Annotated in this window: 16 protein-coding genes; 6 read left to right on the forward strand and 10 right to left on the reverse strand. The window is 60.0% G+C overall.

Annotation, left to right across the window (positions count from 1 at the left end):
- Positions 1–18: 18 nt before the first annotated feature.
- The 5 genes from AC1RMF_RS01325 (at position 19) to AC1RMF_RS01345 (ending at position 7,412) form a co-directional block, all read left to right on the forward strand.
- Positions 19–387, forward strand: a complete 369-nt coding sequence (locus AC1RMF_RS01325) for a c-type cytochrome (RefSeq protein WP_342617950.1) — start codon at positions 19–21, stop codon at positions 385–387.
- A gap of 91 nt (positions 388–478) precedes the next feature.
- On the forward strand, positions 479–1,480 hold the full coding sequence (locus AC1RMF_RS01330; RefSeq protein ID WP_493138950.1) for a DmsE family decaheme c-type cytochrome: 1,002 nt from the start codon (positions 479–481) through the stop codon (positions 1,478–1,480).
- Positions 1,481–1,495: 15 nt separating this feature from the next.
- On the forward strand, positions 1,496–3,688 hold the full coding sequence (locus AC1RMF_RS01335) for an MtrB/PioB family decaheme-associated outer membrane protein (protein ID WP_493138952.1): 2,193 nt from the start codon (positions 1,496–1,498) through the stop codon (positions 3,686–3,688).
- Between the two features lie 42 nt (positions 3,689–3,730).
- Complete coding sequence (locus AC1RMF_RS01340) at positions 3,731–6,865, forward strand: OmcA/MtrC family decaheme c-type cytochrome (protein ID WP_493138954.1); 3,135 nt, start codon at positions 3,731–3,733, stop codon at positions 6,863–6,865.
- 115 nt (positions 6,866–6,980) lie between these two features.
- Positions 6,981–7,412, forward strand: coding sequence for a ComEA family DNA-binding protein (locus AC1RMF_RS01345; RefSeq protein WP_493138956.1), 432 nt, complete (start codon positions 6,981–6,983; stop codon positions 7,410–7,412).
- A gap of 64 nt (positions 7,413–7,476) precedes the next feature.
- Here the strand turns inward: AC1RMF_RS01345 and AC1RMF_RS01350 are convergent, their stop codons facing one another.
- The 10 genes from AC1RMF_RS01350 to gabT all read right to left on the reverse strand — a co-directional run bounded on the left by AC1RMF_RS01350 (position 7,477) and on the right by gabT (position 19,588).
- Positions 7,477–9,045, reverse strand: a complete 1,569-nt coding sequence (locus AC1RMF_RS01350; protein WP_493138958.1) for a DHA2 family efflux MFS transporter permease subunit — start codon at positions 9,043–9,045, stop codon at positions 7,477–7,479.
- A 41-nt stretch (positions 9,046–9,086) separates the two neighbouring features.
- A complete protein-coding gene (locus AC1RMF_RS01355) occupies positions 9,087–10,307 on the reverse strand; it encodes an HlyD family secretion protein (protein ID WP_493138960.1) in 1,221 nt (406 codons plus the stop codon).
- 38 nt (positions 10,308–10,345) lie between these two features.
- Entirely contained in the window at positions 10,346–11,800 is a 1,455-nt protein-coding gene (locus tag AC1RMF_RS01360) for an efflux transporter outer membrane subunit (RefSeq protein WP_493138962.1), read from the reverse strand.
- Positions 11,787–12,311 carry a MarR family winged helix-turn-helix transcriptional regulator gene (locus AC1RMF_RS01365; protein WP_342617942.1) on the reverse strand — a complete coding sequence of 175 codons (525 nt, stop codon included), beginning with the start codon at positions 12,309–12,311 and terminating at the stop codon, positions 11,787–11,789. Before AC1RMF_RS01365 ends, AC1RMF_RS01360 begins: the two co-directional genes overlap by 14 nt.
- 136 nt (positions 12,312–12,447) lie before the next feature.
- Positions 12,448–13,926: an NAD-dependent succinate-semialdehyde dehydrogenase gene (locus AC1RMF_RS01370; protein WP_493138964.1), complete on the reverse strand. Its 1,479-nt coding sequence runs from the start codon at positions 13,924–13,926 to the stop codon at positions 12,448–12,450.
- A 121-nt stretch (positions 13,927–14,047) separates the two neighbouring features.
- Positions 14,048–14,863, reverse strand: a complete 816-nt coding sequence (locus AC1RMF_RS01375) for an ABC transporter permease (protein WP_493138966.1) — start codon at positions 14,861–14,863, stop codon at positions 14,048–14,050.
- A gap of 9 nt (positions 14,864–14,872) precedes the next feature.
- Positions 14,873–16,111, reverse strand: a complete 1,239-nt coding sequence (locus AC1RMF_RS01380; protein WP_493138968.1) for an ABC transporter permease — start codon at positions 16,109–16,111, stop codon at positions 14,873–14,875.
- Positions 16,112–16,135: 24 nt separating this feature from the next.
- Entirely contained in the window at positions 16,136–17,167 is a 1,032-nt protein-coding gene (locus AC1RMF_RS01385) for an ABC transporter substrate-binding protein (protein WP_446737943.1), read from the reverse strand.
- Between the two features lie 40 nt (positions 17,168–17,207).
- Positions 17,208–18,284: an ABC transporter ATP-binding protein gene (locus AC1RMF_RS01390; RefSeq protein WP_342617938.1), complete on the reverse strand. Its 1,077-nt coding sequence runs from the start codon at positions 18,282–18,284 to the stop codon at positions 17,208–17,210.
- 11 nt (positions 18,285–18,295) lie between these two features.
- Positions 18,296–19,588: a 4-aminobutyrate--2-oxoglutarate transaminase gene (gene gabT, locus AC1RMF_RS01395; protein WP_493138971.1), complete on the reverse strand. Its 1,293-nt coding sequence runs from the start codon at positions 19,586–19,588 to the stop codon at positions 18,296–18,298.
- Between the two features lie 178 nt (positions 19,589–19,766).
- On the opposite strand from gabT, the gene AC1RMF_RS01400 reads away from it, so the two are divergent.
- The gene (locus AC1RMF_RS01400; protein WP_342617936.1) at positions 19,767–21,158 is read left to right on the forward strand and encodes an aminotransferase-like domain-containing protein; all 1,392 of its coding nucleotides are present in this window, start codon (positions 19,767–19,769) and stop codon (positions 21,156–21,158) included.
- The last annotated feature ends 37 nt before the right edge of the window (positions 21,159–21,195 follow it).

A 21,195-nucleotide genomic window follows, 5' to 3' on the forward strand; every position in this document is an offset into this window, starting at 1 on the left:
TGTTAGGGGCTAAGTCGTATGAAATCCGCAACCTTTACTTCTTTTCGTGCTGTGACGTGTGTCACTTCGTTTGCACTGGCTGCTTTCCTGGGCCTGGGCGGAAGTGCATTTGCTGCCGATGTGGACGCCGATGCTGCCCAGTCGCTGGCCAAGAAGAACGACTGCTTCAAGTGCCACGCCATTGACAAGACCAAGAAGGGCCCCTCGTACAAGAAGATTGCCGCCAAGTACGCCGGCAAGGCTGATGGTGAAGACAAGATCATCAAGAACATCACCACGGGTCCCAAGATCAAGCTGGAAGATGGCACCGAAGACGAACACAAGATCATCGATACCAAAGACGCCAAGGCACTGAAGAACCTGGCGCAGTGGATCCTGGCGCAATAGGCCCTTGACGCCCGGGGCGCAAGCGCCGGGCTTGAGCGGCTAGGACTGTCGGATGGGCCCGGAAACACGGGCACACATTAGGGAAACGGAAATGAAGCTCATGAGACGGTTGATGACGTGGTGTGTGGCCGCGGGGGCGGTGCTGTGCGTATCGTCTGCACTGGCCGCCGACGAGCCACAAGACCTGGTGCTACGGGGAGATGCGGCCTGCACGGCCTGCCATGACGAATCCGACGCGCCCGAGCTTCTGGCCATTGGCAAAACACCGCATGGCACCTTGGCAGATACCCGGCCGCCAAACCCCATTGGCAAGACCCGCCACGGCACGCAAGCCGACGCCCGCACGCCAACCTGTACCAGCTGCCATGGCATGAGCCAGGCCCACCTAGACTACAAAGGATCGGGCAAGCGGCCCCATCCGGACGTCGTTTACGGGGGCAAAACGCCTTCGAGTGCAGAGGTCCGCAACGAAACCTGCCAGGATTGCCACTCCAATGACACCAAGCGTGACCATTGGGAAGGCAGCATCCATCAGGCTCGCGGAGTAACCTGTGTGGCTTGCCACAAGTCACACGTTGGCAGGGATCCCGTGCGCGACAAGCGTAGCCAGGGTGAGTCCTGCTTTGCCTGCCATAAAGAGCAGCGCACGCAAATCAACAAGCCTTCCCATCACCCGCTGGTCGAAGGCAAGATGTCCTGTTCTGATTGCCACAATCCACACGGTTCCACGGGTCCGAGCCTGATGAAGCGCAACACGGTGGTGGAGACTTGCTACACCTGCCACATGGAAAAACGAGGCCCGGTGGTGCATAGCCACCAGCCGGTAACTGAAGACTGCTCGATCTGCCACAACCCGCATGGCACTACGGCAGAAAGCATGCTGAAGTCGCGTCCTCCGTTCCTGTGCAACAGCTGCCACACACCGCACGGCCCGATACAGCCCGCGCTGGCTAATGGCACAACGACCGGTTTGACGGCGCCGGGCTGGTGGAATGCATCGGTTATCACTCAGGGCAAGTCCTGCGTGAGTTGCCACTCGCAAATTCACGGAAGCAACAACCCGACACCCGCCGGGCAGCGCTTCTTCCGTTGAGATGGTGTAACGATCATGAACACACGCGCACAACATTTCAGCTTCCCACAAAAGATTCTGGTGCTGGCTTTGCTGGCGGCATTTGGCTCCGCACACGCGGATGATGATGAGATTGCCAAGCTGACCAAGCCAGACAGCATCACACTCTCGGCAGGGGCTGCGACCACCGTAGGGTCACGCAAGGACCGCAGTCTTTTTGGCCAGTACAACGGCTGGAGTGACACCGAGTCAGCAGCCTTGCTGGACTTTGTCTATGTCCTGCGCGAGGAGGAAACAGGTACCTGGACGCGGGCCGAAGGGCGCAACCTGGGGCTGGATACGCGTGAGTTGAGCTTCTCCAAGGAACGGCAAGGCCAATGGAAGTTCCTGGCGGAATACAACGAGCAGGTTCGCCACGATCCGCGCACCCTCAATACGGGCATGCAAGGCGTTGGGGGCACAACGCCGTCTGTAAATACGTTGGCTGTAGTAGGCAGCGGTGCCAACCAGAATCTGGACATCAAGCGTCGCAGTATCAGTCTGGACGCTGAAACCTGGGTCAATGCAGGTCTGTTGCTTTCTGCCAGTGTCAAGAGCGAACGCAAGGAGGGTTCCATACTTTCCGGAATTGGCAATTACTGCTCTCCCGTCATAGCCGGAGCAAGATGCGGCGCAACCAGCGGTGCGCTGCTGGCGCTTGCGCAGCCCGTCAATGCCACCACTACGCAGATGGAGGGCAAGATCCACGTCGTTGGCAGTGAATACGGGTTGACGTTGGGCTACTACGGCTCTGCCTTCAGAAACGACAACGGTTCCATGCGGCTGGGCGCTATCAATGGTGGTCTGGTGGATCTGGCAGGCAATGCAGTCAATCCCGGATCGGGCACCAATACGCTGGGCGATTTGCTGATGCAGCCGATTGCGCTCAACCCGGACAACGATGCGTACCAACTGTACGTGACCGGCAACTACGCGCTGGCTCCCACGATCCACACCACGTTCAACTACTCGTATACGCATGCCACCCAGAATGAGAGCTTCGCGGGCATGGGCCTGAGCACGGCTGCAGGACTGCCAACCAGTTTGAACGGTGTCATGGACACCACGGTGGCGCAGGCGGGGATCAGTGCGCGGCCCTGGACCAAGCTCAGCATGCTGGCCAATGTGCGGTTTGAAGACAACAATGACGGCACGCCCAAGGCTTTGTATGGCGGTACCTACATCAATCCGAACAACTCTTCGCAGAAGGTCAGCAGCAAGGCCGAGGCTAGCTACCAGTTCCCGGAGGGGGCGCGTGGTACCTTGGGTGTGGACTACAACTGGGTCAAACGCAATGTGCCCAGTGTAGGCAGTGCAGATCTGATTATTGACCCGGCGTCACTCACCTCGATTCGCGAACAGACCAACGAGTTGAGCTACCGCGCCGAGTTGCGCAAACCGTTGACAGACAACCTCAACGCTTCTGTCGCCTTCGTCCAGAGCTTTCGCAACGGCACGCACTGGATCAATCTGGGTTCTACCAGTGCCCAGTATCCGAATACCTATCAGACCATGCGCTACGCCGACGTGTATGCCGTGACCGGCATATTTCCCAGCACCATGATGGATCGCAAGCGGGAGAAGGTTCGCGGCACCATCGACTGGAATGCCAGTGAAAAGCTGTCTATGCAATTCTCTCTCGAGAATGGGCAGGATACTTTCAGCGCCCCTACTACGACCGGGTTGCACTCCAGCGGCATGACTTCTGCCACGGTGGACGCAAGCTATGCGGTAAATGACAACTGGAAGACCACTGGCTACCTGTCCTACGGTGAGCAGACACTCAATGAGTCACACAGCGCTGGCTATATCGCCCGCATTGTGAATACCACCAGCAGTGCTGGTGTGGGTGTCGTGGGCAAGGTCAACGCCAAGCTGGAAGTCGGTGCGGACCTGAGTTACCTCAGCGATCTCAACGGCTACGGTTTTGAATCAGGCACCAGTGCGGCACCGGGTTCTTTGCCCGATGTGTCCTACCGCATGCTGGCACTCAAGCTGTATGGCAAATACGTGCTCAGCGCTCGCTCCGAGGTCCGCGTGGACCTAGTGCAGCAGAACATCAATTTCGACGACTGGGCCTGGACTGGCTCTGGTGTGCCGTACACCTTCTCAGACAACAGTACGGTTGCCATGCAAGCCAGTCAGAGCGTCACGTATGTGGGGGTGAAGTATGTGTACCGACTCAAGTAATTCCCCCAAGACCGCTGAACTATTTTTTAACGAGGTAAGAAAATGAAACGTACGCTTATTCGGCTGGGCCTGTCGGCGCTGGTCTCGGCCGCGTTATTCGGCTGCGGAGGGGGGGGCGACGGAGTCAGCACCTCTTCCACTGTAACGGTGCCTGTGGGGCCGGCAACTTCCGGATCCACCATCGCATCGAATGCGTCCACGCCTTCTTCTGCTTCAGTGCAGGCTTGGCGTGCGCTGCAGCCAACCATCACGGTGACTGGTGTATCGATCCATAGCCCACCGGTTGTCAGCTTTGCGGTGACCGATGCGTCGGGTGCGGCAGTCGTGGGGCTGGGTAACCGTTCATTGGGTACCACCAGCACGTCCACGAGCGTGTCCGGACTGACCAATTTGAGTTTCACCTTGGCCAAGCTGGTTCCTGCGACGGCCACCGCGCCCAGCAAATGGGTGAGTTACCTCGTGGTCAAGCCTTTGACGGTCGGCCAGGCCGCAGGCACCTTTGCGGCCACCGACTCCTGCACAGCGGACAAGAAATGGTGCGGCACCTATCCGACCACCGACAAGGAAGGCACGCTGGTTGACAACGGTGACGGTACTTACAAGTACACGTTCTACCGTGACATAACCCAGGCCGCCAGCATCGTTTCCAGCCTGGCGGATTCGGCTGACGGCCTCAAGCTCAAAGCGGACTTGGGTGACGTCAGTTACGACCCCACTGCAACGCACCGCCTGGGCATCATCATCAGCGGTGCGGCGCCTGGAACGGGCAGCAACACGCCCAATGCCACAACCATTCTTCCTGCGGTCAATATTGCTATTGCAGGCAACCAAGTTTATGACTTCCGCCCCGATGGCGGCGTAGTCACTTCAACACGAAGCGTGGTGGACATTGCTTCCTGCTCTTCCTGCCACAATGGCAAGGGACTGGCTCACGGAGGCTCACGCAAAGACCCCAATCTGTGCGTGACTTGCCACACGGATCAGGTCAAGTACGGCATGAGTGGCGAAGCCACGCGCGCCAGTACGCTGGTGCTCAATGGCTCCACGACGAACACCACCGCGGTATTGGATGGTCGCGCGATTGGCAACTTCCCCAATATCGCCCACAAGATCCACATGGGTGCAGATCTATCTCTGTCGGGTTACAACTACATGCCAGCCAGTACGGGCATAGGCCACCAATTCGAAAAGAACGAATGGATTCAGGATCCGCGCGATTGCACCAAGTGCCACAACGGTTCCTACGATCCAACGGTTGGTGCCTCCGCTGCCAATGCTGCCGCTGCAGCAGCGGACAAGCTGAACATTGCACCCATCACCAAGGATGGTGACAATTGGAAGACTAAGCCCAGCCGCTTGGCCTGCGGTGCCTGCCATGACAACGTGAACTTTGCCACAGGCGTCATCACTGAAACCACGGGTACCAGCAACCATGCTGCCGGCCCTGCTGTGGATGACAGCTCGTGCAGTTCCTGCCATACATCGGCAGGTATCGCCGAGTCACACCGTGCAGAGGCACCCACTGCCAACAACCCTGTACAGATTGACGGAATATCATCCATTACGTACGAGATCAGTGCAGTGGCACTGAACGCCAGCAAGCAGCCGGTAATCACCTTCCGCATCATTAAGGATGGATCGCCGGTGACTTCATTCAACAATCCAACGTCGCTCTTAACCTTGTCTTCGTCTGGCTATAGCGTGCCCTCCACATTTGAACCTATCACCGGTTTCCGTGGTGGTCCGACCTTCTATGTTGCCTACGCTGTGCCGCAAGACGGTATCGCGGCTCCGGCCGACTTCAACACTTACCAGAGCGTGAGTCTGACCAATCTGCTGATCACCAGCGGCTCACCTAAAGGAGGAACGTTGACTGGTCCGGATGCCAGCGGTTACTGGACAGCCACGTTAACGGGCGATACCACTGGCCTTGCGCCGACCGGTGCTTGCGTCAATGACGCCACCAAGCATATTGCAGGCAAGTGCGTAAATCCTTCTCCGATCAAGATACCGACCACCGCCAAAATGGTGACCGGAGCCATGATCGGTAACTTTACGCAAAATGCTTTCTCTGGGGCAAATGCAGCTACGTTGGCAGCAAAGTGGAACACCATAGTTTCAGGCTCAAACTACCTCAACGGTACCAGCACACCTGGCGTCATTCTCAAGACACCGCTGCAAAAGTTGGTAGCCACTGGGTACACCGCACGGCGTGTGGTGGTGGACACTGCCAAGTGTGAGGCTTGCCATGAGCAGTTGGGTACCGCCGTGGAATTCCACAGTGGCGCGCGCAATGACGGTACCGCCTGTGCCATCTGCCATAACACCAGCAGGAGCAGCAGTGGCTGGTCTGCAAACGCCAGCACGTTTATCCATGGTATTCATGCGGGCACGGATCCTACTGTCGCCGCGGCCGTTACCTCAACAAGTACGCCAAATATTGCTGCGGTTGGCTTTTCCGGTACAGGCGCGGGGGGAGCAGGTACGGGCTATTCATCGGGCAAGCGCACGATTCCATTTAGCTGGCATCGGGCCAACGCTCCTACTGCTACCGGACAGACAGGTTTCAATGCCGCTGCTAACGTGTACCCAGGTATCCTGAAGAACTGTGGTGATTGCCACGTTCCCAATGCGGTGAACTTTGGTATCAATGGCAGCAGCTTGTTCCCGAACTTGCTATGGACAACCTCTACAGCCGGAAAGTTCAATACCGCAACAGATACGGCAAAGGCTTATCCCTATGATCCTTTGGGTGGTTCATCGTCGAATGCGTATCTGGCGTTCCCAGAGGCAGTCACCATCTTCTCTGGTGGTCTCCTGAAGAGCACTACTCTGAATTACGGAAACGTCTTTAGCTTCATTCCTGAAGGGTCAGTAGTTCCCACATACAGCGCATACAGCACCAGCAATGCGAATGGTGTGACAACAGGAACCGTACACACGGCTGCGGCAGGTGGTGAATCCATAGCAGCTGACCTGCATACTCTTGTGGAATCACCGATTACGGCGGCGTGCTTTGCCTGTCATGACACGACTACGGCAAGAGCACATTTCAGGCAGTATGGTGGTGTGTACTACAGCCCGCGTAGTGCGGCAACGCTAGTAAATAACGAAACCTGTCTGATCTGCCACGGCTATGGCCGCGATCAGGATGCAGCGGTGGTCCACGCCAAGTAGGCGCACCGACTAAATCACCGCTGCGTTGCACGCCTGCTGGCGTGTCACCCAGCGGCTTTTAATTGCCAACCCGAATCCGTCCAGCGTGTTCGGGTTGCTTTTTTCGAGAGTTTGTATGAATCGAGTGCAAATCAGTTTCCTGCTTGCAGGCTTTTCGATGTGTCTGGCTGCTTCAGCTGCCACAACCATTGAGCATCCGGCAGTCGCTGCGGCGGCTCCTGCTAGTGGCGCAGGCAAGGCAGTGTTGAAGCCTCCGGCCAAGCCTGCGAAAACCAAAGCTGGTCCCAAGGTCAAACCAGTGGATATCAATGGAGCCAGCAAGGCGGCGCTGAAGAAGTTGCCGGGCATCACCGATGTGGAAGCCGACAAAATCATTGCCGGCCGCCCCTACGGCAGCAAGACCTGGTTGATGACCAATCAGGTACTGGACCGCAAGACCTATGAAGGCATCAAAGGGATGGTGGAAGCCAAACAGCCATTCAAGACCGCAGAACAGAACGCAGCGATGTACAACGACTTGAAAAAGCAAAAGGCCGGCAAGCCCTGAATGAAAAACCGCTGCCTTTGAGGCAGCGGTCGGAGAGTTTCCAAGTTCAAGCCGGTTCAGCGCATCAGTGCGCCCCGGCAGCAGCCTCAGCCGAAGCCGCTGCACCAGCCCCTTTCTTCGGCGGACGTGACAGCCACACCATGGGGATGAGCAGGATGAAGATGATGGCTGAGCCGTGGAACACGTCATTGGCCGCCAGCATGAAGGCCTGTTGATCAATCAGGCGATTGATTTGCGACAGCGCCTGCTCGGTGTCCATCCCTGCAGCTGAAAAGTTCGCCAACGTGGAGTTGGTGGCCATGCTGCCGCGGTTGATCAGTTCCGCGAGTTGGGCATGGTGCATGGCGGCCCGGTCCTGCCAGACCGATACGGCGATGGATGTGCCGAACGAACCGCCCACAATCCGCGCAAAACTCGACAGACCGGAAGCGCCTGCGATCTTGTCAGGTGTCATGCCGCTGAGCGTGATGGTGGTCAGCGGGATAAAGAAGAATGCCAACGCAATGCCCTGGATGATGGTGGGAATCATGATGGTTCCAAAATCCGCCTGGGTGTTGAATTGCGAGCGCATCCACAGCACCAGCGCGAAGACCACAAAGGCAAAGCTGGTGAGCGCACGCGGGTCGTATTTCTGGACGTTCTTGCCCACCAAAGGTGAGAGCAGAATCGCAAACAACCCCACCGGCGCCATCAACTCACCGGCCTGGGTAGAGGTGTAGCCCATGAACTGCTGCAGCCACAGGGGCAGCAACACCAGGTTGCCCATGAACAGGCTGTAGGCTACCGTCATGCACAGCGTGCCCGTCCAGAAGTTGCGGATCTTGAGCATGCGCAAGTCCACCACCGGGTGCTCGTCGGTCAGTTCCCAGGCGATCAGGAACGCGAATCCGATGGCGGATGCAACCGTCAGCGCGATGACTTCTGGCGACTGGAACCAGTCCAGCTCCTTGCCCTTGTCCAGCATGATCTGCAGGCAGCTCACCGACACCACCAGCAGTGCCAAGCCGGTGCTGTCGATCGGCAACTTGCGGATCTGCGTCTCCCGCTTGTGAAAGATGGTCCAGGTCATAGAGGCCGCAGCGATGCCAACCGGGATGTTGATGAAGAAGATCCAGCCCCAATGGGTGTGATCCGTGATCCAGCCACCCAGCAAGGGCCCCATCACCGGGGCCACCAGGGTGGTCATGGCCCACATGGCCATGGCTGTTCCCGCCAGTGCGGGCGGGTAGCTGCTGAGCAGCAGCGTTTGCGCCAGCGGCATCATGGGACCGGCCACAAAACCTTGCAGCGCCCGCATGGCAATGAGCGTGCTCATGTTGGGAGCCAGGCCGCACAGCCAGGATGAAATCACAAACAGCAACACGCTGGTGACGAACAGGCGCACCTGTCCGAAACGTTGCGACAGCCAGCCCGTAAGGGGAAGGGCAATCGCATTGGCCACGCCAAAGCTGGTGATCACCCAGGTGCCCTGGTTGGGGCTGACGCCCAGGTCACCCGCAATCGCGGGCAACGACACGTTGGCGATGGAAGAGTCCAGCACGTTCATGAACGTGGCAGCGGACAGCGCAATCGTTCCCCACAGGCGGGCGGAGCCCTGCAGGGGAGGATGCGCAATATGAGCAGGTGCGGACATGTGGGGTCGCAGTGTCAGTGTGTGGTGCCGTGAGGCGGGCCTTAGTGGCTACCCTTGCCCGCATTGGCGGCAATGATCTTGTGGACTTCGTCGTCCGCGCCCTTGTCCATCAGTGCATAGACCTCGGTCTGCACAGCAGAGGACGGATGGGCCGCATCGGCCAGCGACTTGCCGCTCTGGTCCGTGATGTCCACCGTGGCTTCCATCGACAGGCCCACGCGCAGAGGGCTTTGTGCAACTTGCTTGGGGTCCAGCGCGATGCGCACCGGCACACGCTGCACCACCTTGATCCAGTTGCCGGTGGCATTCTGCGCGGGCAGCAAGGCAAAGGCGGCACCAGTGCCGGCACCCAGACCTGCCACCGTACCCTTGTATTCCATTTTCTTTCCGTACACGTCGGCAGTCAGCGTCACGGGTTGGCCAATGCGGATGTTGCGCAGCTGCACTTCCTTGAAGTTGGCATCTACCCACAGTTGGTTGAGCGGGATGATGGACATCAGGGGCGAACCGGCAGCCACACGCTGACCCAGTTGCACGCTACGCTTGGCCACATAGCCATCGACAGGAGCGGGCAGGGCAGCACGGTGCAGCGCCAGATAGGCCTCGCGTACCTTAGCGGCGGCAGCCATCACGCTGGGATGCGAGTCAACGCGTGTGCCTTCGGTCAGCGTCTGGTTGCTGTTGAGCTGTTCACGTGCGGCCGTGACACCGGCCTGCGCTGCAGACAGGGCATTTTGGGCGGCAGCCACTTGCGACAGCGTGTGGTTGAGCTCCTCCTTGGAAACCGCGCCATTGCCCACCAGCGACTGGCGGCGGTTCAGGTCATCGGTAGCGCGTGCCAGATCGGTCTTTGCGCGTGCCACGTCGGACTCATGGATGGCGATCTGTGCCGAGAGGGTGGTGTTGTTGGCATACAGGGTGCGCACTTGGCGTACGGCCTGGGCCAGGTTGGCCTCAGCCTGGTCAAGTGCGACCTTGGCATCGGCCGGGTCCAGTTGCACCAGCGCCTGACCGGCCTTCACGAAGTCGGTGTCATCGGCAAAGATGGATGTGACGGTTCCGCCTACTTGGGGCGTGATCTGCACCACATTGCCTTGCACATAGGCGTTGTCGGTGGACTCTTCATGGCGTTGCAGGTACCAGTCGTAGGCGCCGTAGGCCAGGCCGATGAGAACCACGATGCTGACAAATTTGAGTGCTTTGGCGCGCTTGGACGTGGGAGCTACGGCAGGAGTGGCAGCGGGTGTTACAGGTGCGTTCATGGTGCGTACTTTTTCTGTTTGGGGTGGGGCGATGTGGCTTATTGGGCGGTGGCGGGCTTCAGGTCTCCGCCTATGGCATTCAGGATTTGCACTTGGGTGTCCAGTGCGCGTGCTGCCAGGTCTACTCCCTGGCGACGTTGCTGCAGCACAGGTGCTTCGGCGCTCAATACATTGAGGTAGTTGCCCAAGCCCGCCTGGTAGCGCTGCAAGGCAATGGAGTAAGCGGTTTCGGCAGAGGCCAGTGCAGCGCTTTGTTCGGTCTGCTGGCGGCGTATGGCCTGTGCGGATGAGAGGCGGTCGGCCACTTCATGCACGGCTTCGAGGACCTGCCCGTTGTAGCTCTCGATGGCGGCGTCCAGATCGGCAGTCTTGCCGCGCAGGTTGGCGCGTAGGCGGCCGCCTTCAAACAGTGGCAGGCGTATGGCTGGGCCCACGCCCCATTCGGAGCTCTTGCTCTCCAGCAGCTTTTCAAAGCCAAAGCTGGAGAATCCTGTGAAGGCCACCAGATTGACGTTCGGGTAGAACTGGGCTTTGGCGGCATCCACGTCGTTCAGCGCAGCCTCCACGCGCCAGCGCGCCGCAGCAATGTCGGAGCGGCGACCCAGCAGATCCAGCGGCATGCTCTGTGCCACGGCCACACCCTGAATCTTCTCCAGTGCCGGTAAGGTCATGTTCAGCGCAGATGCCGGCTGGGCGGTGAGCGCAGCCAGAGCATTCACTGTCAACGCTTTCTGTTCCTTGAGCACTTCGATCTGGAACCGCGCGTCGGGTAGTCCGCCAGCTGCCTGTTGCAGTTCGAGTTGGGTGTCCAGTCCGGCATTCAGTCGGTCATGCACCAATCCCTGGATCTGGATACGTTGGTCCAAAGTACGCTGAGCCACGTCCAGCTGGGCCTGGATGCGCACCAACTGAAAGTAGTTGCGGGCGACGTTGGTGGCCAGCAAGCCCCTGGCGGCACGGACATCGGCTTCGGCAGCCTTGATCTGACCGATGGTGGCGTCCAGCGTTGCACGGTTCTTGCCGAAGAAGTCCAGCTCCCAGCTTGCGGATGCCTGCAGGTTGCCGCTGTCCCACTCTGATCCCCCAATCGGAGGCGGGTAGATGGAGTTGGCCGAGTAGAGCTGGTGCTGCAGGTCCAAGGCGGCGGTCACTTGAGGGTAGTCCGCAGACTTGGCCGTGGCACTTGCGGCCTGTGCCCGTGCCAGACGCGCTTGCGCCGTTTTCAAGGTCGGGCTGTCCTGCAATGCCTTTTCCACCAGACCATTGAGCTGGCTATCGCCAAATGCCTGCCACCAGTCGTTGTCGGTTGCCACGCGGTCAGCATCCTTGCTGGCGTCCAGATTCTTCAGGCCCAGTGTGTCTGCCTTGATCGGCTGCGCAACAGGCTCGATGCCTGAAAAATTGGCACATGCAGCCAGCGTGGCAATCGCGATGCTGCTGAGGGTCAGGAGCGCAAGCTGCGCTATGCCGCGGGAGTAATCAGTGCGCTGCATCGGTATCGGTTCCGTGGGTAGGGTTGTCATTTGCAAGGTTGGAAATGGATTTGGCGTTGTTCAGGATGCGACGCAGGTACTCGCGCAGGTTGTGGAAATCGTCATCCGTGAAGCCTGTGAGATGGGCGTTCTGCACGCCACACAATATGCCGGGTATCTGCTCTGCAGCCTGCTTGCCGGCAGGGGTGAGTTCGATATTCACCACGCGACGGTCGCTCTCGGAGCGCACGCGTCTGCACAGGCCCTTGGCTTCCAGACGGTCCAGCATGCGGGTCATGGCGCCGGCATCCAGATTGCATTGGCGGGCCAGTTCGGCAACAGTGCTTGTCTCACCCCGATAAAGCTTGTAGAGGGGAACCCACTGCGCATTGGTCAGATCGGTGTGGGCGAGCTGTCGCTCCACTTCCTGCCCGACCATATTGATGATCTGGCGCATCAGATAGCCCACGCTGTCTTCGGGTCGGTAATTCTCCGACCGGTAAAAAGAGCGGGGAGGCAAAGATTTCTTCATGGCTGGCAATTGTTATTGCCTAGGCAATTAATGTCAAGGCTGTTAATGCCATGACATATATTGAAGCAGGGTTATTCAGAAAGCACAAAGCCCCTTGCGGGGCTTTGTGCTTGGATGGGTGTAAACGGTTACATGCTTACTTCAGGATGTCGCCCACGCAGAGGTACTTGATCTCCACGTAGTCGTCCATACCGAAGTGCGAGCCTTCGCGGCCCAGGCCGGATTGCTTGACGCCGCCAAAAGGCACGTGTTCGGTGGCCAGAATGCCCACGTTGACGCCGACCATGCCGTATTCGAGCGCTTCACCCACGCGGTGGATGCGGCCGATGTCGCGGCTGTAGAAGTAGCTGGCCAGGCCGAACTCGGTGTTGTTGGCCGCATCGATGGCTTCTTGCTCGGTCTTGAACTTGAACACCGGGGCGAAGGGCCCGAAGGTTTCTTCCTTGGCGCACAGCATGTCTGCAGTGGCGCCGGATACCACGGTGGGTTCAAAGAACTGGCCTTGCAGGGCGTTGCCACCGGTTTCCACCTTGCCGCCCTTGGCAATGGCATCGGCCACATGGCGCTTGACCTTGACGATGGCGGCGTCCTCGATCAGCGGGCCCTGGGCTACGCCGTCCTCAAAGCCGTTGCCGACCTTCATGGCCTTGACCTTGGCGCTGAATTGGGTCACGAATTGGTCGTATACGCCCTCTTGCACATAGAAGCGGTTGGCGCAGACGCAGGTCTGGCCAGCGTTGCGGTATTTGCTGGCCAGTGCACCTTCCACAGCGGAGTCGATGTCGGCGTCGTCAAACACGATGAAGGGTGCATTGCCGCCCAGCTCCAGCGAAAGCTTCTTGATGGTGGGAGCGCATTGCTTCATCAGGATGCGGCCGACTTCGGTGGAACCGGTAAAGCTCAGATGGCGAACCACGTCGCTTTCGCAAATGGCCTTACCTACGGCGATGGACTGATCCGCGTCGGCGGTGATCATGTTGAGTACACCGGCGGGGATACCGGCGCGCAGGGCAAGCTCGGCGGCGGCCAGAGCGGTCAGCGGCGTCAGCTCGGCCGGCTTGATGATGACGGTGCAGCCGGCAGCCAGGGCGGGCGCCACCTTGCGCGTGATCATGGCCAGTGGGAAGTTCCAGGGGGTAATCGCTGCGCAAACGCCGATGGGCTGCTTGATCACCATCAGGCGGCGGTTGTTGTCGAACTGGGGCAGGGTCTCACCGTTGACGCGCTTGGCTTCTTCAGCAAACCACTCCACAAAGCTGGCGCCGTAAGCCACTTCGCCCTTGGCTTCGCCAAAAGGCTTGCCCTGCTCAGCGGTCATGATGCGCCCCAGGTCTTCTTGGTTGGCCATGAGCAGGTCGAACCACTTGCGCAGGATGATGCTGCGTTCCTTGGCGGTCTTGGTTTTCCAGGGGCCCCAAGCGGCGTTGGCTGCGGCAATGGCTTTTTCGGCATCGGCCGCGCCCAGGTTGGCCACGTCGGCCAGCTTGCGGCCGTTGGACGGGTCCAGCACGTCAAAGCGGGAAGTCCCGGCGATCCATTGCCCGTTGATCAGTGCGTCCGTCTTGAGCAGGCTGGGGTCTTTGAGCAAGGCGAGAGGGGAGGTTTTCATGTCCATGGTTCTATTCCTGTAAGGCAAATGTCTGGGGCTGTCGGGGCAGGGCGAAAGCGCTAAGCGTAGCGGCTTTTTGATTTCCGCACTGTGCCAGATGACACGGGGTTGTTGGTTCCATTTGGCATCACTTCCTTCTTCCCCTGAGCCATTCCAATACCATCATCAGCGAAGCAGTGAACAGTATCAGCAACGTGGCAACGGCGGCAATGGTAGGCGAGATGTTTTCGCGAATGCCGGTGAACATCTGGCGCGGCAGTGTGGTCTGCGCTGGTCCGGCAAGAAACAGCGTCACCACGACTTCGTCAAACGAGGTGGCAAAGGCAAAGAGCGCACCCGAGATCACGCCGGGCGCAATCACCGGCAAAGTGATGCGAAAGAAGGTGGTGACCGGGTTGGCGCCCAGGCTCAGGCTGGCCTTGACCAGGTTCTGGTTGAAGCTCTGCAGCGTGGCCAGCACGGTGGTCACCACAAAAGGGGCGCCTAGCGCAGCATGGACCAGTACCAGCCCGGTGTAGGAGTCTGACAGACCGATCTTGGCAAAGAACAGGTAGGTGCTCACGCCCACCACCACGATGGGCACCACCATGGGAGCAATGAGCAGGCTGGTGACCAATCCCTTGCCGAAAAAGCGCACCCGCGCCAGGCCCACAGCGGCCAGGGTGCCCAGTGAAGTGGCAATCAATGTGGCCAGCGGGGCGACGATGAAGCTGTTGCGGGTGGCGCGCGCCCAGTCGTCGGACGCAAACAGCTCCTGATACCAGCGCAGGGACCAGCCCGGGATCGGGTACGACAGGAATGAGGAATTGCTGAACGACAGCGGAATGATCACCACGATAGGCAGCAGCAGGAAGCCCAGGACGGCGGCACAGACCAGTCGCAGGCCGTACCAGCCAGCCTTGTCGGCCAGGGTGTAGTACGCGGGAAATTGAGAAGGGCGCATAGTTTGGATTTATCCCAGGCTGAGTTCGGCCTTGCCAAAGCGGCGGTACACCGCGTATAGGGCCAGCGTGGTGATCAGCAGCACCGAACCCAGTGCGCAGGCCATACCCCAGTTGACTTCTACATTGGTGTACTGGGCCACGTAGTAGCTCAGCATCTGGTCGCCGGCACCACCGAGCAAGGCAGGGGTGACGTAGTAGCCAATGGCCGTGATGAACACCAGCAGGCCGCCCGCGGCCACGCCAGGGTAGGTCTGCGGCACGTAGATGCGGAAGAACGCGGCCAGCGGCGCACTGCCCAGGGATACGGCGGCGCGCACGTAATTGGCGGGCACCGACTTCATCACGCTGTACAGCGGCAGGATCATGAAGGGCAGCAGGATGTGCACCATGGCGATCACCACGCCCAGGCGGTTGAACAGCAAAGGCACAGGGCCGTCGGTCAGGCCTGAGAACATCAGGAAACGGTTCACCAGTCCGTTGCTTTGCAGCAGCACGATCCAGGCAGCAATACGCACCAGCACCGAAGTCCAGAAGGGCAGCAGCACCAAAATCATCATCAGGTTGGCACGGCGCTCGCTCAATGTGGAGAGCCAATAGGCCAGTGGATATCCAATGAGTATGCAGATCAGTGTGACGACGGCGCTGATGGAGAAGGTGCGCAGCAGGATGTCGCTGAAGGCCGCTTCTTCGGCACCCACCCGCACGATGGAGCCTTGCGCATCGCGCTTGAGGTCCAGCGAGGTCAGCAGATAGTCGGGCGTCCAGCGTGAACTGTTCTTGGCAATGGCCCACCAGTAGGGCAGTTCGCTCCAGCGGGCGTCCTGCGCAATCAATTTGTCTTTCACCTGCGCTGCGCTCAGGCCTTCCACGTCCAGCTTGGCACGGTAGGTGCTCATGATGAGCGAGCGTGCACCGCTCACTTCCGAATTGAGTCTGCGCGCCAACACACCGGCCTGTGCGGTTTCGGGGATGGCGGCGAGGTCGCTGACAAGCGCTTGGTAGGCCTCGTCCGGTGGAGCGGCCTTGCGGTCCCAGCCCGACAGGGCCTTGCCGGTTCGCACCAGGCTGTCTGCGACCTCCGGGTTCTCCACTGCGCGGATCAGCAGTGCTCCCAGCGGCACCAGAAAGGTGAGCGCCAGGAACACCAGCAAGGGCAGGGTCAGGGCCATGGAACGCAAGCGCTTGCGTCGTTCAACCCGGGCCAGTTTGGTGGCCAGGGACACCGGTGAAAGCGCTGCTGCGGTCATGGTCTGTCTTACCCCTTGTTCAACTTATTGCGCTGCCCAGGCGGCAAAGCGCTTTTCCAGAGCTTCGCCCTGGTCGGCCCAGAAGGTGATGTTGAATTGCAATGCGTCCTTGCTGTTGGCAGGGGAAGTGGGCAACAGGGCCAGCACCTTGGCATCGATCTTGGGCAGGGCCTTGTTGTTGGTCGGGCCGTAGGAGATGTACTTGGCGTACTCGGACTGCTCGTTGGCGCTGGAAGCCATGGCGATGAACTTGGTGGCCAGGTCCTTGTTGGGCGTGCCCTTGGGCATGACCCAGTAGTCCAGGTCATAGATGCCGCCGGTCCAGGTGATGGCCAGGTTCTTGCCTTCACGTTGTGCGGCGTCGATGCGGCCGTTGTAGGCGGTCGTCATGGTCACGTCGCCGGCCACCAGGAACTGGGGCGGCTGTGCACCGGCTTCCCAGAACTGGATGTTGGACTTGAGTTCGCTCATCTTCTTGAAGGCGCGGTCAGCTCCTTCCTTGGTGGCCAGCACCTTGTAGACGTCGGCGGTCTTGACGCCGTCCGCCATCAGCGCAAATTCCAGGTTGTAGCGCGCACCCTTGCGCATGCCGCGCTTGCCTGGGAACTTCTTGGTGTCCCAAAAATCGGCCCAGGTAGTGGGCGGTGTCTTGAGCTTGTCGGCGTTGTAGGCCATGACCGTAGACCAGATGAAAGTGCCTACGCCGCACTCGTGCACGGCTGCCGGCTGGAAGTCAGCCTTGGGAGCCAGCTTGGACCAATCCAGCTTTTCAAACAAACCTTCGTCGCAGCCGCGGTTGATGTCGGGGCTTTCCACTTCAACTACGTCCCAGGTGACCTTCTTGGCTTCAACCATGGCCTTGATCTTGGCTTGCTCGCCGTTGTATTCCACCGGCACGATTTTGGCGGCTCCGCTCTTCTCGAAGGGCTCAAAGTAGGCCTTCTTCTGCGCGGCGCCGTTGGCACCGCCAAAGTTCACCACGGTCAGTTGGCTTTGCGCCAGCACCGGCAGGGCCAGAACACCAGCAATAGCAATCATCAGGGGCTTCATATTCATCGACGTTTCCTTCTAGAGAGGTAGGTTGAAATGCTGAGATTCAGCGGTACACACGCAGGTGTTCTGGGGGGGCATAGACATGAATCGTCTGGCCGGGGTGGGGCAGGGCGGCGTGTTCCAGCGGCATCTTGATCGTGGCGGCTTCCTGGCCGGCCACTTCGCAGCGCACGCGCAGGTGGTCCCCGAAATAGATCAGATCGATCATGCGGGCCTCGATAGTGTTGGGGCCTGCAGATTGCGCCAGTTGCAGCCGCTCGGGCCGCACGCCGCACTGCACGGTGTCGCCGATCTGCGCGCGATTGACATTGACGCCATGCAGCTGTACGCCATTGGGCAGCACCACATTGCATTGGTTGCCCTGGGTCTGAAACACCTTGGCATCGAGCACCGTGCTGTCACCCACAAAGCTGGCCACGAAGCGGTTCACCGGTGTTTCGTACAGCGTCTCTACAACATCGATCTGCTGGATGATGCCGTCGTTGAAAACAGCCACACGGTCCGACATGGTCAGCGCTTCCGACTGGTCGTGTGTCACGTAGACAAAGGTCACGCCCAGGCGGCGATGCAGCTCCTTCAATTCGATCTGCATGTGCTCGCGCAGCTGCTTGTCCAGCGCGCCCAGCGGTTCGTCCATCAACACCAGCTGCGGATCAAACACCAGGGCACGCGCCAGGGCCACGCGCTGGCGCTGGCCGCCGGAGAGTTGTGCCGGATAGCGGTTGCCCATGGCGCCAAGCTGCACCATGTCCAGTGCGCGGGCTACCTTTGCCTGCTGCTCGCCGGCTGGCACCTTGCGCACGGTCAGCGGATAGGCGATGTTGTCGGCCACCGTCATGTGCGGGAACAGGGCGTAGTCCTGAAACACCATGCCGAAATTGCGCTTGTGCGGGGGCGTGCGGGTAATGGGCACGCCAGCCAGGCTGATTTCGCCAGCGGTGGGCGACTCGAAACCAGCCAGCATCATCAGCGTGGTGGTCTTGCCCGAGCCCGAAGGTCCGAGCAATGAGATGAACTCGCCTTGCTGGATCTGAAGGTTCAGGTCCCGTACAACCAGATTCTTGCCGTCATAGGTCTTCTCGACGCCAGTAAAACTGACGAGGGCTTTCTTGTCACTCATCACGGTCAAACTCAGGCGACCGCGTCAAAGCAGGCAGCAATGATGTCCAGACCTTCATCCAGGATGGCGTCGCTGGCGGTCAGCGGCACCAGAACGCGAATCACGTTGCCGTAGGTGCCGCAGGTCAGCAGAATCAGTCCGCGTTTGGTGGCTTCGGCGGCGATGCGCTTGGCCAGATCGGCATCGGGTTGATGGATGTCACCGTTCTTGAACAGCTCCATGGCCACCATGGCACCCAGGCCCCGCACGTCGCCAATGGCCTTGTGCTTGGCTGCAATCGCCTTCAGGCCCTGAGTCAGGCGTACACCGACATCACGGCTGCGCTGCAGCAGGTTTTCCTTCTCGAATACGTCAAGCACTGCCAACGCGGCGGCGCAGGCAATGGGGCTGCCGGCATAGGTGCCGCCCAGGCCGCCAGGGCCGGCTGCATCCATGACTTCGGCACGACCGACCACGGCAGAAATGGGGAAACCACCGGCCATGGACTTGGCCATGGTGATCAGGTCCGGGGCAACACCGCTTTGCTCCACGGCGAACCAGGTTCCGGTGCGGCCGGCACCGGTCTGCACTTCGTCGCAGATGAGCAGGATGCCGTTGGCATCGCACAGTGCGCGCAGCCGTTGCAGCAGTTCTGGAGGCGCCACGTTGAAGCCGCCTTCGCCTTGCACTGGCTCCAGGATGATGGCTGCCACACGCTTGGCTTCGATGTCGTTCTTGAAGATGGCTTCGATGGAGGCAATCGACTCATCCACGCTCACGCCACGCAGCGCATTGGGGAAGGTGGCGTGGAACACTTCGGACGGGAACGGCCCGAAGCCGGTCTTGTAGGGCGCCACTTTGCCCGTCATGGCCAAGGTCATCAGGGTGCGGCCGTGGTAGCCGCCGCCAAAGCAGATCACTCCGGAGCGGCCGGTGGCAGCGCGGGCGATCTTGATGGCGTTTTCCACCGCTTCGGCGCCGGTGGTCAGGAACAGCGTCTTCTTGGCAAAGTTGCCGGGGGCCTTGGCGTTGATGCGCTCGGCCAGTTCCACGTAGGGCTCATACGCCAGCACCTGGAAGCAAGTGTGGGTGTACTGGTCGAGCTGGTCCTTGACGGCCTGGATGACGGCAGGGTGGCGGTGGCCGGTGTTGAGCACGGCGATACCGCCGGCAAAGTCGATGTAACGGCGACCTTCGACATCCCACACTTCGGCGTTTTCGCCCTTGGCAATGAAGATCTGGTGGCTGTGGCCCACGCCACGGGGTATGGCCGCTTCGCGACGGGCAAACAGGGCAGCGTTGGTGAAATTGGCGTCGCGTTGCATGCAAAAAACTCCTGATGGATATTGGGAATGGCAGTCCGGGGCGGGCCTGCGGTGAAGCGGCGACTTTAGGGCCGGGTGGGAGGGACTAACATATACAGATAGCCCTTGGTTTTGAATGCACTGTGCAGGCTGCCGGGCCAGTACATATTTCCCCTTACTCTCGTTGGCAGCGCCTTACATGTTTGTTCTTGATCCCAAATCCACCGTTCCGTTGGTGACCCAGATCGTTGTGGGTTTTCGCCAAATGGTGGATGACGGCTCGTTGCGGGCCGGAACCAAGGCGCCATCGATTCGCCAGTTCGCCCATGCCCACGGCGTGAGCGTCTACACCGTGGTGGACGCCTACGACCGCCTGGTGGCACTGGGGTACTTCCAGTCGCAGGCACATTCGGGCTTCTTTGTGCGCAGCCGGGGCACGGCTGGCACGACCGTGAGTGGTGGAGCCGGGTCGTACAGCTTTGACTCCATGTGGTACCTGTCGCGCATTTTTGAAAACCGCAAGCTGCACAACAAGCCCGGATGCGGCTGGCTGCCCGGTGACTGGCTCTTCGGCGATGGTCTCAAGCGCAGCCAACGCGCGCTGCTGGCCGCTGACGTCGAGATGGGCGGCTACGGTGACCCGCGCGGCTTTTTGCCTCTGCGGCAATTGGTGCGCGACAACCTGGCTGCCCGTGAAATCGTTCTGGGAGCGGATCAGGTGCTGCTGACCCAGGGCTCAAGCCAGGCCATGGATCTGGCGGCGCGCAACCTGGTGCGGGCTGGGGACACGGTTCTCGTGGACGAGCCGGGCTATGCCAACTTGCTGTTTTCGCTGCGCTTTCTGGGCGCCAAACTGATAGGTGCCCCGCGTTCGCCCAGTGGCTACGACCTGGATGTGCTGGAGCAGCGCATCATCGCGCACCGCCCCAAGGTGTTCTTCACCCAGCCGCGCCTGCAGAGCCCGACCGGGTCGACCGCATCCCTGTCCCATCTGCACCGGGTGCTGCAACTGGCGGAAAAGTACGACTTTGTGGTGGTCGAGAACGACATCTACGCCGACCTCGACCCGGAGTCCCGCCCTTCGCTGGCCAGCCTGGACCAGCTCAAGCGGGTCATTTATGTGGGCAGCTTTTCCAAGACCATTTCACCCAACATCCGGGTCGGCTTCATGGCCGCTTCGGCGTCTCTGCTGGAAGAATTGACGCGTCTCAAGATGTTTTCAGGCCTCACCTCTTCCGAGTGGACCGAGCGTCTGGCCTACGGGGCCTTGATAGACGGCCGCTGGCGCAAGCACATCAAGTCGCTCAAGGACCGATTGGCCCAGGCGCAGCAACTGCTTTCGGCGCAGCTGCTGGCAGCAGGTTTTGCGCTCTTTACCGAACCCAAGGCCGGCATGTTTCTCTGGGCCTGTCATCCGGCGGTCCACAACGCTGCAGAACTGGCCTACAAGGCGGCCGAGCAGGACGTGCTGCTTGGGCCGGGGCATCTGTTTTCCGTCGATCTGGAGCCCAGCCCCTGGTTGCGTTTCAATGTGGCATGGTCGCAGGACGAAGCGGTCCAGCGCTTTCTGGCGGAACTGAAGACTCCCTGAGCGGGCACCGCTGGGGCCGCGGCGGGCGATAATACGC

It is taken from the genome of Rhodoferax sp. GW822-FHT04A08, assembly GCF_058801025.1.